We start from the raw sequence: 14,086 nt of genomic DNA, 5'->3' as shown, positions 1-14,086 counted from the left end.
CAACCCAACCCTTAATGTTATCGGGTCGCCCTCCGCCGAGTACCTTTAGAAAAGGGCGAGTCAATATAGGTTAATTCTCACACCACCTACGATATGCAGCGACTCGCCCCTACAACCGCGATCATCCCAATAATCCCGAAAATCTCGACAATCCCGATAGTTTCTGAAAAAAGCGACAGATGCAATATCTGAGTCTAAGCTAGATCTAAGGTGGATTCAATCCAACTCAGGTAATGATCAGTCTCTGGTCATTCTGCCATGTCTAGATCCAGATAAACCAGACAACGCTCTCTCATCTATGAAATTCCCTTTTCATTTTATCAAAGGATTTTCCTCCCTGTTTAAGCGCGTTAACCTCTTACTCATCGCCCTGATTGGAATTGGGTATTTAGGCAACTATTTCAGTCTATCCCTATTTTTTGGGGTGGACTTTTTATTTGGCAGTATTGCCGTCTTAATGGTGGTGTATTTTTATGGCATATTCTGGGGGACTTTAGCCGCCTTCATTGCCAGCAGTTATACCTACACTCTTTGGGGACATCCCTACGCCATTCTTATTTTTACTGGGGAAGCCCTATTTATTAGCTTGCTGTTGCACCGTAAGACGGAAAACATGCTGCTTCTCTCTGGTATCTATTGGGTGCTGATTGGTATGCCTCTGGTTGGGTTATTTTATGGAGGCGTTTTAAATGTTGGCGCGACTCAAACCTGGTTGATTGTCTTAAAACAATCAGTTAATGGTATCTTTAATGCCTTGGTTGCTACGCTAATCATCACGAACTTGCCATTGCAAACTTGGCTCAATATTCGACACAAATCCAACCGACTTTCGCTTCAGCAGACAATTTTTAATCTACTCGTGGCTTTTGTCTTATTCCCGGTATTAATTTTAACCGTTTTTAACGGGCGGCAGATTCTCAACAATATTGAATCAGACATTCGTACTGAACTCAACGCCACATCTGCATCCCTCGTCGCTAACCTAAATTTTTGGTATCAGCAACATTTACATGCAGTTGAGGAACTAGCTGAGATTGCGGCTCAATCTCCAGAGCAACCTTCGGAGTTGTTACAGCAAAGTACTGAATTAATTAAACGCAGTTTTGCTGATTTTATTAATGCTTATGTCACCGATACCAATGGCACAATAATTGCCGCTCAACCCCGATCCAATCCAGACGGGGAATCAACCATTGGCTTAAATATTGCCAAACACTCGTTACTAGAGCAAACTGCCGCTAGTTTAAAGCCGATTCTCTCCGATGTCCATATTGATGATGCGTATCCATTACCTCATGTCGGCTTAAGTGTGCCAGTCATGGTCAATGATCGTTTTCGTGGTATTGCTTATGGCTCCTTGGATTTAAGTCACATTCAGGAATTTCTAAAACTGAATATTAAAGAACGAGAATTACAAATAACATTAGTTGATCATCAAAATAACTTGATTGCCAGTACCCAGTCAAATGTGAGTATAATGGAACCCTTTGATCCGCGTCAAGGCGGTGAAATTCGTGCCATTGATGCTGATATTTTTCAATGGTTACCCCAAGATCCTGGCACACCAATCATGGTGCGTTGGCGAAATTCTTTTCATGTCCAAGAAGTCTCACTCGATCCCGATCTTCCTTGGACGTTAATTCTTAAAATTCCGACTGCCCCTTACATTGATAATTTAGAAGTACTCTACCTGCAAAACCTGGCAACAACACTGCTGATTATGATCTTAGCATTGCTGGTTGCCGTTCTGTTAAGCCATCGATTAGTAAAACCTCTATTTAAATTGGCGCAGGTAACAACTAATTTGCCCCAAAAACTTCTGGATAACACTGTTCCTGTTGATTGGTCTCAAAGCCGAGTCCGGGAAATTCATTCCCTGGTGAGCAACTTTAAGTTGATGGCATCTGTACTAATTCAAAAATTTCAGGAAATTAAACAGGCAAAAGAAACCTTAGAAGAACGGGTACAAGAACGCACGCAAAAACTATCAATAATTAATAATGAACTTGCCATCGAAATCAAAGAGCGTAAACGGATAGAATCCCTATTACGGGAACGAGAAGAACGCTATGAACTAGCTGTTTCGGGGACAAATGATGGAATTTGGGACTGGGATATCTTAACCAATGAGGTGTATTATTCTCCCGTCTGGATGCGGATTCTTGGCTATGAGGAGAATCCCTTGTTAAACCGTCTATCAAGCTGGTCTGATCATGTTTATCCGGATGATTTACATCAGGTAATAGAGGATATTAATCATCATTTAGCTGGGCAAACCCAGATTTATGAAAATATCCATCGCATCAAACATCGAGATGGGCATTATCTGTGGATTGCAACGAAGGGGCGCTGTATTCGCGATCGCGACGGCAATCCCTACCGTCTTGTTGGCACTATTACTGATATTACCGATAAAAAAATTGCTCAAGAACAACTCAAAGCGGCAAAAGAAGAAGCCGAAACAGCTAACCGCACCAAGAGTGATTTTCTGGCAATGATGAGTCACGAAATCCGCACGCCGATGAATGCAGTAATTGGCATGACCAGTTTGTTGCTGGATACACAATTAACCGCCCAGCAGGGTGAATTTGTCGATATTATTCGCAATAGTAGTGATGCCTTACTGACGATCATTAACGATATTCTCGATTTCTCGAAAATTGAGTCAGGGAAGCTGAATTTAGAGGAACAGCCGTTTGATTTACGGGCTTGTATTGAAGAATCTTTAGAGCTATTATCGTCGAAAGCTAGAGATAAAGGGATTGAACTTGCCTATTTAATGGACAGCCAAATTCCTGAGTCGATTGTGGGTGATGTAACCCGATTACGCCAAATTTTAGTCAATCTAGTTAGTAATGCGGTTAAGTTTACTGAAACTGGAGACGTGGTGATTTCAGTAACCCCTACGGCTGAAATATCAGAGGAGCAAATTCGTTTACAATTTGCTGTGCGTGACACAGGAATTGGGATTTCTAGAACCCGAATGGATCGGCTATTTAAACCCTTTAGCCAAGTCGATGCATCAACCACTCGTCAATATGGCGGTACAGGATTAGGATTAGCGATTAGCCAGCGACTGAGTGAACTAATGGGAGGCAAAATGTGGGTGGAAAGTGAAGAGGGTGTGGGTTCTACCTTTTATTTTACCGTGATCGCGACTCCAGTTTCCTCAGATTCAGAACCCGATAATCGAGAGCAAGTATTGAGTGATAAACGTCTGTTGATTGTCGAAGATAATTCGGCGACTCGGCAAATGTTGACTGAACAAGCCCAATCCTTTGAGATACAAGTAGAAGCTACCGCCTCAACCACGGAAGCTTTAGGATGGTTAAAAACAGGAAAACGCTTTGATATAGCGATTTTGGCATCCCAGATTCTCCAGATGGAGAATTGGAGTTTAATCACGCAAATTCGTCAGCATCCCCATTGTCAAAACTTACCGATAATCATCTTAGGATTGATCGGGCAAGTCGAGACACACTCAGACACAGGATTACCAAACCCCAGTCGGGCGATCGCGGGATATTTACATAAACCGATTAAACAGTCTCAGTTGTACAATATCTTAGTCAATATCCTGACTCAGGAGGTAAGTGTACCAAGAAAGACTCGTTCCCATTCATCCAAATATGACCCCACCTTTGCTCACAAATTCCCCTTGAAAATTCTCTTGGCGGAAGACAATGTGGTGAACCAAAAAGTGGCGGTTAATATGCTGAAGCGGTTGGGATATCGACCCGATAGTGTTGCCAATGGGTTAGAAGTCTTACAAGCGTTACACCGTCAATCCTACGATGTGGTACTCATGGATATCCAGATGCCAGAAATGGATGGATTAACCGCAACACAACAGATTTGTCAGGAATTTTCAGGATCTGCCCGTCCTCGGATTATCGCCATGACAGCCAATGCCATGCAAGGCGATCGCGAAGAATGTTTGGCGGCGGGGATGGATGACTATATGAGCAAGCCTATTCATGTTGATGTTTTAAAACAGGTCTTGAGTCAATGTCAACCGCCGACAACGGAACAGCCGACGAAACAGCCCGTTCTTGATCCAGGGGTGATGCAAACCTTGCAAGAAATGGCAGGAGATGAACTCAGCGAAGTTATTAATTGTTACTTACAAGAAGCACCGGAATTGTTAGAATCCATACATGATGCCGTTAAGCAAAAAGATACTGAATTGCTGTATCATAAAGCACACAGTCTCAAATCCAGCAGTCAGGCATTAGGAGTGCTCAAACTTGCCCAGCTTTGTCAACAATTAGAAGCCCTGGGACGGGCGGGTACAATAGGCGAAGCGGAACAGTTAGTTTTACAGGCAATTACGGAGTATCAACAGGTGAAGCAGGCGCTTGAGTGCGAAAGTCAGTAGAGTGCAAGTGCAGTTAGGCTTGGCTCTTATCACCCGACGTTGTAAACTTTTTGAGAAGTAGGTTAGCTAATTCCCTATCTGTTTAAACCGTCTGCTGTCTGCCCTCTGATTTGTGTTGAAAAAAATCGATAAATATCTGTTCAGTCGCCACCCTCAACCCCGCTTACAAGGCGCTTGGAATTGCGCCCAAGTCGGATTTTTTATCTTTCCCTGGTTTCCTGCTTTGGGGGTTGTGGGTGTGAGTTTTGCCTTACTCGGAACCTGGTGGCAAGACTATCGCCGGATTATCCAGCGTCCTCTAAACTGGGGACTGGGAATCTTGAGCCTTTGGCTAATTTTCAGCGCCAGTCAAGCCTATAACCCCACCGAAGCATTCCTCGGTTTAGCCAATTTCTTGCCATTCTTGGCTTTTTTTGCCGCATTCAGTTCCTTAATTCAAACACCAGCCCAGCTACGGCGTCTCGCCTGGATTCTGGTGATTCCTTCTGTACTGGTTGTGATTCTCGGCTTTGGGCAGTTATTTCTCGGTTGGGCGCACCCACCACAGTTTCCCGCCTTATTGGGTTGGGTATTAGAAGCAAAGGGAAATCCGCCAGGGCGTATGGCTTCAGTGTTCATGTACGCCAATATTCTGGCGGCTTATCTGCAAATTGTCTTTACGTTAGGGTTGGGACTATGGATTGAGATGTTTCAAGCTTGGCGAGCTGGGGGAGCAGAGGGAGCTGGGGGAGCAGAGGGAGCTGGGGGAGCAGAGGGAGCTGGGGGAGCCGGGGGTGTAGGGGCGGGTTTGACGGATAACTTATGGTGTCAAACCGATAACTTAACTAAACCCGCCCTTCTGGGGGAAGTTGGGGGAGTCCTCTTATTTTTAACTGGAGTGGAAATTGCTAATGCGATCGCGATCATCCTCACTCATTCCCGAAATGCTTGGGGTGGGGTGATTGTAGTGGGTTTGGCTTTTGCACTGTATCAAGGCTGGCGCCCTTTGGTGGGGATAGTAGTCGCTGCGGCTGTCGCTGTACCATCGGCGGCGTTTAGTCCCTCACCGTTACGAGAAGGGTTACGAATGATTGTTCCGGCTTACTTTTGGGCGCGACTCACCGATCAGCTTCATCCCGATCGCCCTGTGGCGTTGATGCGGATAACCCAATGGCGCTTTGCTTTGTCGCTGACTCAGCAGCGTCCTTGGACAGGTTGGGGATTGCGGAACTTTACGTTGCTTTACGAACAGCAGATGGATCTGTGGCTCGGTCATCCCCATAATCTGATGCTGATGTTGACGGCTGAAGTGGGTATTCCGGCGACAATTCTATTTTGTAGCTTAGTGGGTTGGATTTTAGGGCAAGGTGTTCTCTGGATAAATCAAGCGCGATCGCTCTCAAGTCGCGATCGATTAATTGTCTTTAGTTATTTAGTCGCATTCGGCGGCTGTATCCTATTCAATATGCTGGATGTCACGCTCTTTGACTTACGGGTGAATACCTTGGGGTGGCTACTTCTATCCGCGATCGCGGGAGTGACGGCTTCTAAACCTGACAAAAACCAACTGGAACCCCTTACAAATCACTAATGACGATAAGAGCCATTAACTTTAATTGTCCCCACCTACTTACTTACAATTTTTCCAAATAGGTTAATAAATCAGCCATTTCCTGAGGACTCGGCTGAAACTTGGGCATCGGCGGGGTTTGACCACTAATCACCTGTTCAATCAGACCACTTGGAGATCTGTGTTTAGAAATATGCTGTAAGCTAGGTCCGACCTTGCCATCGGCGTGCATACCATGACAATCCGCACAATTAATCTCAAAAATAGCTTGCCCTCGAACTGGATCACCGTTGAGGGACAAAACTTTCTGGATATAGGGATCAGAAACTTGCAGCACCTGAAATCCGAAGATGCCGATGCCGATCACGAACAGTAGGGCGAGTACCACCATGATAATCCGCCGAACTAGGACTTGAGGTTGGTCAAGCTGGTTCTCCAAGGGATCTCCTGCCACGTTGAGAATTTTTGAACAAAGTTGAACTGGACTCACACTGCAACACAGGTAGAGTTACCCAGGAGGATATTAGTGTAACAGATTAGAAAGAAGTATGTCGATTCATAAACATAGCTTAAAATTTATGGACTGAGTACGCAAGCTGGAATCATAAATGTAGTGTAGCCAGCAGTAGGGAAGCGGTTGACTCCCAAATGAGTAGCGATTAGGTCATCTCAGCTAGTAGGATGAGAAACAAGCAAAAAAACTTAGTATTTGGAGAACGATCATGGTTGAACCATTGCTGTCGGGAATTGTTCTAGGCTTAATCCCGGTTACCCTGGCTGGGTTATTTGTCGCGGCGTACCTACAATATAAGCGGGGGAACCAATTGGAATTGTAGAAAATAGCTCGGTGTTGACCCTGAGCGAAGTCGAGGTGTTGCCTATTGCCTAGCGCGTAGCGCTATAAAACACTAAGGCGGTATTTCCGTAGACTTTCTGGCGACAAATTTCCAGTGTAGAGACGCAGCTAGCTACGTCTCTACAGTCAGAATTTTCTTTTACCTTGCCACCTTCCTCCTTATCTTCTGCCTTCTGCCTTCTGCCTTCTGCCTTTAACAGTTGCGGTGTCCAGTGGTTAGGACTATACTCTACCGCTAATTCACCCTGATCAGCCAGGAGTTGATAATGAGCGATCGCGTCTAGAACCGGATTGTACAAATCACTAGCGTAGGGGGGATCAAAGTAAATCCGGTCAAATTGTTGATCAGCCAGCGTTTTTAATCGCCCCACCACATCTCCTCGTATTACCTGAAAGGTTTGCTCTGGTTGAGCCACTTGCCGCCAATTTTGTTGCATAATGGAGCAGGCTTTGCCTTTTATGTCAATACCTACCACTAAAGATGCGCCGCGACAGAGTGCTTCAGCCCCCATAGCGCCTGTACCCGCACAGAGATCCAGCCAACGACATTGGGCGATCGCACCTTGCCAGATGTTAAATACCGCCTCCCGTACCCGTGCTGATGTCGGGCGGGTTTCTAGTCCAGGTAAAGTTTTTAGCTGTCGGTTGCCATATATTCTCATGAATCATACCAAGTCCGGTAACATCGGTTGTGTATAGTGGGAAAAGGGTAGGGGGTAGAAGGGTAAGTTTTTGTCCCAATAACTACGGGTATGATAGACGAACTAAACAAAACGATATGATATCAATGATTATACCCTTGAATTAAGCCTTGAACTAAAGTTCAGGCTAAAAGCTTAAACCCGTTAAAACGGGTTAAAAAACTTACCCAGTAAGCTAGATTCTTACTTTAGCTTTGACGCGGAAATTTATTTCCCAGCTATGGGAGTCAGCGCCATTTAGTTTAAGTCAAAGCCATTCCTGTTAAGCTGATGTACATTTTAATTGGGTATTACCTGTTCCCTGTTCTCAACCGTTAACCTTAATGAAAGTCTAACTACTTAATTTATAAATCACTTATGCAGTCCTACGAAATTGAAGCTCCTCCCTGGTGGGTACAACGCTGGATTGACTTGCTCAATTCCTATCGCTTTAAAAAGCGTTTGGAACGCGCCCGCAAATACGCCAAGGAAGGCAATGTCCTCAGTATTGAGTTTGAAGGTCCCCAGGTATTAGCACGGGTACAAGGAACAGAACCAGAACCCTATCAAGTTTCCCTATCGATTGACCCCTTTACCGAGGAAGACTGGGGTTATGTGGTGGAAACGATGGCGCAAGAGGCTATTTATTCGGCTCAACTCTTAGCTGGAGAAATGCCGGAAAATATTGAGCAAGTGTTCACCGCTAATGGGTTGAGCCTATTTCCCTTCACGCTTTCGGATATTCATTCAAAATGTAGTTGCCCTGATCCCAAAAACCCCTGTAAACATATTGGGGCGATTTACTATCAATTAGGCGATCGCTTTAGTGAAGATCCCTTTGTCTTATTCCAGTTACGAGGACGTACTAAAGCACAAATTCTGGATGATTTGCGTCATTTACGGAGTACAGGGACTGTAGAACTAAACCCTGAGAAAAAAGCAGAGGTTGAGTCCCAATCCAGTCAATCCGCTGTTACATCCAGTCGGTTAGAGAACCAACCAAATGAGGGAGAAGCAGAGGTTGATACCCCAGTTAAACTTCAGCAATTCTGGCAATACGAAGAACCTCTTGATCCCTCTCTGGTTGTCATTACTCCTCCTCCAGACAACCGTACTGTTTTGGATGTCTTAGGGACAATCCCCTTAGCAGCGGCTGATAGTCGTGTCATGCAATATTTTCGGGAAGTTTATCAACTGGTTAGTCAACAGGCGATGATGTCCGCCCTGAATCGGGAAACTTAATCCAAGAAGTCTCCAAGGCAGAAGAAGGAATACTGTCGCCTGTATCCGAATGCTGGATATGGCATGAATTTTCGGGCGTGGGGAATATCAGATGATGCAGAACCTTACAATAGTTGGGGTAATGGTTCAGCGATGCGAGTTAGTCCGATTGGTTTTGCCTTTGATGATCTGGATACGGTGTTACAAGAAGCTAAACGCAGTGCAGAGGTTACTCATAATCATCCCGAAGGAATTAAAGGCGCACAAGCCACAGCCTCGGCTATTTTTTTAGCCCGGACAGGTCACAGTAAGACCGATATCAAGTCTTATATTGAAACCCAATTTAACTATAACTTAAATCAAACGATAGAGCAGATTGCACCTGCAACAGTTTCTTGTCAGGGTTCTATTCCTCAGGCAATGATCGCTTTTCTAGAATCAACTGACTTTGAAGATGCTATTCGTAATGCTATTTTTATCGGCGGGGATAGTGATACGCTTGCTTGTATTACAGGTGGGATTGCTCAAGCCTTTTATGGCGGTGTCCCCCAGGAAATAGCTCAACAAACATTAACTATTCTTGATCAGCGTCTCGGCGCGATCGCAGATCAATTTAGTGTAAAGTATTCAATTTCCTAAGTTGCACCAATTGCCAGCCAATCGGTTTTTGACTCCTCACGCAATATCTGAGTAGAACACTCGTTCAGTCGGCTCATCTTTAATCTATTCTTCCCGAAAAATTTACCACTACTTCAATGACTTCCCAGCGCGACGCTGATTGCAGCGTTTGCGTAAATTATCATAGAATATTACTGTATTACTTGTTTTACATTGTCTTACAGCTCTGAGTGCCTTTCAGACTGCAACCTGAAAGATAGAAACCACTCATCACCGACTGAGAGCAAGTTGCCATTGTGTAACAGCAAGTCAGAATCCTTACTCCTTGCTGAGTAGATTGTCACGCTTTGTAGGGGAGCCTCTATCTGAACGATTTAAGATGAAAGATGATAATGCAGCAGCCAGATCAAGGCGGTAAGGGGAATCAATCCCCAGATGTGCTGTCACCAGAACAAGCGTGGAAACTCTTGACAGCCCTAGTGGGTAAAGAGCGCATGTTGCAGGATCGAGGCGCACAGAAGGTTGTACCCCTATTATGTGAATGGCTGGGATATCTGTCGTTAGGCATAGAATTAGTCGGGCGATACTTAGCCAAACACCCCGATATGTCTTTAACTGATATGCTCAAACGGCTGGAAGCGCAACATCCTGATGCAGCAAGCCAGCCGCCAAGCCAACCGACACTCCAATGGGGAATCAACACCATCTTGGAATGGGTTTGGAGAGAACTCAATCCCCTAACCCAGCAGGTTGGTCAACTTTTGAGCTTATTTGCCCCAACCCTTTGGCGGTGGCAATGGTTAGACTATGCAAGTGATTTCTTGTATTGGAAACAGGCAGATCTCGACCAAGCCCAAACTCAACTGTATCAGTGGCGTTTAATTGAGACAGTGCAAAATCGCCGGGGTTGCTACACAGTTCAGCCCTTAATTCGGGAGTTTTTTCGCAAAAAACTGGAGACATTGGATGCACCCACCGTCTTTGTGTCTCACCCTCCTTTTCCGTTCCCACCAAAGGCGTCGTCCAAGCCGATTTCCCAGTCCCCTCAACCGGATACTCAGTCTTCTTTGCCAAAGCAACTTTCCCATGACGATTCAGCCTCGCAGACGCCACCTCCTAGAGAATGGTCTTCATTTCTCTCTCCTTATCCGGATGTCCCTGGTTCCGGTGAAGATTGCCTGATTGAGCAGCAACTCTATTTTCCGATTACAAATTCCACCTGTTCGTGTCAACCAGACAAACCTCACATTGCTAATTCAGGAGTTTCCCAAAAAAGCAAGAATAAAGCACCACCCTTAATAAAACTTCAGGCTGATGACTTCAGGCAGGCTTTTACCGCTATTCTTATCGAACTGGTTCAGCAAATTCCTGATCATCCTACCCGCGAGCAGATAACGTTTTTGGAGGAGATACTGCCTCACATTCAAGAAATCGCTCACACCCTAGAATCAGCCGTAAGGGATGAAGATTTACTCTGCTTATTTGACAGTTTGGGCAAATTCTCTAAAGGTCAAGGATTAACGGATTTACTTTGGCTATTCGATCGCTTAGGTAGATTTTATCAGCATCAGGGAGTGGGCAATCAGGCAGAATCCTGGTTTCAGCGGTGCGTATCTATCGCCCAAGCCGCTTTTGGCGAGGAACATCTTGATGTTGCTACTAGCTTGAATAATTTGGCAGGACTTTATTATACCCAAGGTCGCTACAGTGAAGCTGAACTCTTTTACCTGCAAGCCTTAGAGGTGAGAAAACATCTGTTAGGTAATCATCATCTTGATGTTGCCACCAGCTTGAATAATTTGGCAGGACTTTACTATGCTCAAAATCGCTACAGTGAAGCTGAACCCCTTTATCTGCAAGTTTTAGAGGTGAGAAAATCTCTCTTAGGCAATTGCCATCTGGATGTTGCCAGTAGCCTCAACAATTTGGGATTATTGTACTATGCTCAAGGTCGCTACAGTGAAGCTGAACCCCTTTATTTGCAAGCCTTAGAGATGAGAAAACGTCTTTTAGGTAATTGCCATCCGGCTGTGGCGACTAGCATTAATAATTTAGCCGGACTCTACAGTTCTCAAAAACGCTACAGAGATGCCGAATCGCTATTAGTTCAGGCATTAAGTTTGAGTGAACAGCACTTAGGAGATGATCATCCTAATACGGCTATTTTTCGCAAAAATTTATCCATTCTCCGCACTCATAAGACGGCTAATCGTCACTGGTGGCAATGGTTATGGTAACAGCAAGATTAGGGAGCAAGATTAGGGAGCAAGATTAGGGAGCAAGATTAGGGAGCAAGATTAGGGAGCAAGATTAGGGAGCAAGATTAGGGAGCAAGATTAGGGAGCAAGATTAGGAGCAAGATTAGGGAGCAAGATTAGGGAGCAAGATGCTCCCACTACTTTATAATTTACCCGTTTTTCGGGAAAAAGACTCCCTTTAGGATTAAACAGCAGACACTTTTAAGCTACTTGGTTCTCCCAGTTTTCCTTCTAAAACTACACCCCGTTGATTGGTGTGGAGATGGCGCAGAATTTTATAAATGGCTTCTATCTGATCAGTCGCCCCCGCTTTCTGTGCCAACTGTGATAAAGACATCGGTTCTCCTTGATCCTGCAACACCTGAATCACCCGTTTCTGTAAATCCAAAATTGCAGAGGCGGCTTTTTTACCTGCTTCCACTCCAGGTTGATGGTAAGCGTTGATATTCACCAGGGAGGCGTACAATCCTACAGCCCGATCGTATAAAGCAATCAGCGCTCCAACCGTGCGCGGATTGACTTGGGGAATTGTTACGGTAATCGAATCTCGTTGATTGTCATACAAGGCTTTTCGGGTTCCCTGTAATAAACCGGATAAATAGTCACCGGACGTTACCCCGGCTTCTACCTGTGGGGAGTGTCCCTCGCGATCGCGCAATACTTCAATAAAGGTGACAAAGAAATTAGGAACCCCTTCGCGCAACTGCTGCACGTAGGCATGTTGATCCGTTGAACCTTTATTACCGTAAACGGCGATTCCCTGATGTACAGTATTACCATCGAGGTCTTTTTCTTTACCCAAGGATTCCATAACTAACTGCTGGAGGTATCGAGAAAATAGCAGCAGGCTATCTTTGTAAGGTAAAACCACCATATCTTTTTCACCCTGACCATTCCCCGAAAAATACCAGGAAAGTGCCAGCAAAGCCGCCGGGTTTTCGTGGAGATTGTGGATACGGGTAGCACTATCCATTTCCTTAGCACCTGCCAGCATTTGGCGGATATCAATCCCTTGCAGTGCGGCGGGTAACAATCCCACTGCTGACATTTCTGAGGTGCGTCCTCCTACCCAGTCATACATAGGAAACGTCGCCAGCCACCCTTCAGATTTTGCCAGTTGCTCTAGGTTACTATCTTCACCCGTAATCGCCACGGCATGGGCAGCAAAGTCTAGTTTCTGGGATTCATAAGCTTTTTTTGCCTCAATCATGCCATTGCGGGTTTCCGGCGTTCCTCCAGACTTAGAAATTATCAAGACAAGTGTGTTAGCCAGACGATCTTGCAGTTTAGCAATAGTGGCATCAATTCCCGCCGGATCTGTGTTATCTATAAAATGAATTGCCAAGGGCGGGACGTTAGGGGCAAGGGCATCGGCGACAAACTCAGGACCCAATGCTGAACCGCCAATGCCGATGGAAAGAATATCGGTGAATTTAGATGAACCTGGGGGATGAATATCACCACTATGGACTTTAGTGGTAAAGGATTCAATCTTCTCTAAGACAGTGAGGATATCTTGACGTAGTTCGGGGGTGGGCGCTATGTCAGGATCTCGTAACCAATAGTGACCCACCATCCGATTTTCATCAGGATTAGCGATCGCGCCCCTCTCCAATGCTTCCATATCCTGAAATGCCTTCTCAAACTTAGGTCGCATCGCCTCGACAAAGGCATGATCAAATCGCATACGGCTGACGTCGAGGTAAAAGTCTAACCCTTGGTGGTAATAGAGCCAGTCCTGATAGCGTTGCCAGAGTGCAGGGGCGTCCATAAGTAGCTTCTCAAATTCCTGTTTTTCCAATCACAAGTTTATGTTGTCCGGGGATCAGTTGTCAGTTTTCCTTTTCCCGTGGCTTAGTCTTATCAGCCTTCTCCTGCTTCCCAGACGCGCCATGGCGCGTCTCTACATGCTCCCTCTGCTTCCCCTGCTCCCCCTGCTCCCTCTGCTCCCCCTGCTCCCCCTGCTCCCCCTGCTTTCTGCCCTGGAGCCTTCTCAAATATACGGCTTGGGCAACACGCGCAAAAACTTGACGATGTGACCCGTTACTTCAATCCCTACCATATAGTTGTCGATGGTAAATCGGTAAAAAATAGCATCTGAGCCGATGGGGTGAAGCCCTGGCAGGTCGTGAATGCTTCTAAGATGCATGAACTTCTCAAAAACCACGTCATAGACCTGCTGATAGGCAGCCGACTCTAGGCTTTTGAGATCTTGTAAAAAAGACCGCGCATAGCGTACTTCTAGACTCACAGGATATACCCCGATTCCCCACGAATCATTCTAGTCTTTCTGCAAAGATTTTAGGGCAGATTGAGCAGTCGCAGCGCCTCTTCACGGGTCATCGCATCTCCGGGTCGAATTGTTCGCATGGATTCTTGCATGGCACAGAGCATATACAAGTCATAATATAACGGTTGCAGCACTTTCCAGGCGTCTGCCAAGCTTTCATCAGGGAGTTGATCCACTAAGTCAGGTAACTGTTGGGTTAAGCGTTGCAATCGACCTCTGAGTAAATTCATCAGGAA

Annotated in this window: 10 protein-coding genes and 1 pseudogene; 6 read left to right on the top strand and 5 right to left on the bottom strand. The window is 45.5% G+C overall.

Features of this window, described 5'->3' with window-relative positions; translation table 11 throughout:
• The first annotated feature begins 298 nt into the window (after positions 1-298).
• Both MC7420_RS32700 and MC7420_RS32695 read left to right on the top strand, forming a co-directional pair.
• Positions 299-4,378, top strand: a complete 4,080-nt coding sequence (locus MC7420_RS32700) for a response regulator (protein ID WP_006106161.1) — start codon at positions 299-301, stop codon at positions 4,376-4,378.
• Positions 4,379-4,490: 112 nt separating this feature from the next.
• Positions 4,491-5,948: an O-antigen ligase family protein gene (locus MC7420_RS32695; protein WP_006106152.1), complete on the top strand. Its 1,458-nt coding sequence runs from the start codon at positions 4,491-4,493 to the stop codon at positions 5,946-5,948.
• A 43-nt stretch (positions 5,949-5,991) separates the two neighbouring features.
• Here MC7420_RS32695 and MC7420_RS32690 read toward each other — a convergent pair whose 3' ends face one another.
• Positions 5,992-6,366, bottom strand: a complete 375-nt coding sequence (locus MC7420_RS32690; RefSeq protein WP_044211069.1) for a c-type cytochrome — start codon at positions 6,364-6,366, stop codon at positions 5,992-5,994.
• A 283-nt stretch (positions 6,367-6,649) separates the two neighbouring features.
• Here MC7420_RS32690 and petG point away from each other — a divergent pair, with 283 nt between their 5' ends.
• A complete protein-coding gene (petG, locus tag MC7420_RS32685) occupies positions 6,650-6,763 on the top strand; it encodes a cytochrome b6-f complex subunit V (protein ID WP_006106132.1) in 114 nt (37 codons plus the stop codon).
• Between the two features lie 49 nt (positions 6,764-6,812).
• Here the strand turns inward: petG and rsmD are convergent, their stop codons facing one another.
• Positions 6,813-7,445, bottom strand: coding sequence for a 16S rRNA (guanine(966)-N(2))-methyltransferase RsmD (gene rsmD, locus MC7420_RS32680; protein ID WP_006106135.1), 633 nt, complete (start codon positions 7,443-7,445; stop codon positions 6,813-6,815).
• Between the two features lie 396 nt (positions 7,446-7,841).
• On the opposite strand from rsmD, the gene MC7420_RS32675 reads away from it, so the two are divergent.
• From MC7420_RS32675 to MC7420_RS35960, 3 genes and pseudogenes are all read left to right on the top strand, one after another.
• Positions 7,842-8,705, top strand: coding sequence for an SWIM zinc finger family protein (locus tag MC7420_RS32675; protein ID WP_006106163.1), 864 nt, complete (start codon positions 7,842-7,844; stop codon positions 8,703-8,705).
• 18 nt (positions 8,706-8,723) lie between these two features.
• Positions 8,724-9,323 (top strand): annotated as a pseudogene (locus MC7420_RS32670) (ADP-ribosylglycohydrolase family protein); the annotation flags it as partial.
• Positions 9,324-9,694: 371 nt separating this feature from the next.
• A complete protein-coding gene (locus MC7420_RS35960) occupies positions 9,695-11,539 on the top strand; it encodes a tetratricopeptide repeat protein (RefSeq protein WP_006106149.1) in 1,845 nt (614 codons plus the stop codon).
• A gap of 205 nt (positions 11,540-11,744) precedes the next feature.
• On the opposite strand, the gene MC7420_RS32660 is transcribed toward MC7420_RS35960, so the two are convergent.
• From MC7420_RS32660 to MC7420_RS32650, 3 genes are all read right to left on the bottom strand, one after another.
• Positions 11,745-13,331, bottom strand: coding sequence for a glucose-6-phosphate isomerase (locus MC7420_RS32660; protein WP_006106108.1), 1,587 nt, complete (start codon positions 13,329-13,331; stop codon positions 11,745-11,747).
• Positions 13,332-13,553: 222 nt separating this feature from the next.
• Positions 13,554-13,811, bottom strand: coding sequence for a hypothetical protein (locus MC7420_RS32655; RefSeq protein WP_044211041.1), 258 nt, complete (start codon positions 13,809-13,811; stop codon positions 13,554-13,556).
• A 50-nt stretch (positions 13,812-13,861) separates the two neighbouring features.
• Entirely contained in the window at positions 13,862-14,080 is a 219-nt protein-coding gene (locus MC7420_RS32650; RefSeq protein WP_044211039.1) for a hypothetical protein, read from the bottom strand.
• Positions 14,081-14,086 lie beyond the last annotated feature (6 nt).

The organism is Coleofasciculus chthonoplastes PCC 7420 (assembly GCF_000155555.1).
Taxonomy (GTDB): domain Bacteria; phylum Cyanobacteriota; class Cyanobacteriia; order Cyanobacteriales; family Coleofasciculaceae; genus Coleofasciculus; species Coleofasciculus chthonoplastes_A.
The sequence above is the reverse complement of the archived record's forward strand: the minus strand, read 5'-3'. Positions and strand labels throughout refer to the sequence as shown.

Excerpts from the sequence above, each read along its gene's own strand:
- MC7420_RS32700 (WP_006106161.1), top strand. The coding sequence starts at position 299 with ATGAAATTCCCTTTTCATTTTATCAAAGGATTTTCCTCCCTGTTTAAG.
- petG (WP_006106132.1), top strand. The coding sequence starts at position 6,650 with ATGGTTGAACCATTGCTGTCGGGAATTGTTCTAGGCTTAATCCCGGTT.
- rsmD (WP_006106135.1), bottom strand. The coding sequence starts at position 7,445 with ATGAGAATATATGGCAACCGACAGCTAAAAACTTTACCTGGACTAGAA.
- MC7420_RS32675 (WP_006106163.1), top strand. The coding sequence starts at position 7,842 with ATGCAGTCCTACGAAATTGAAGCTCCTCCCTGGTGGGTACAACGCTGG.
- MC7420_RS35960 (WP_006106149.1), top strand. The coding sequence starts at position 9,695 with ATGCAGCAGCCAGATCAAGGCGGTAAGGGGAATCAATCCCCAGATGTG.
- MC7420_RS32660 (WP_006106108.1), bottom strand. The coding sequence starts at position 13,331 with ATGGACGCCCCTGCACTCTGGCAACGCTATCAGGACTGGCTCTATTAC.
- MC7420_RS32650 (WP_044211039.1), bottom strand. The coding sequence starts at position 14,080 with ATGAATTTACTCAGAGGTCGATTGCAACGCTTAACCCAACAGTTACCT.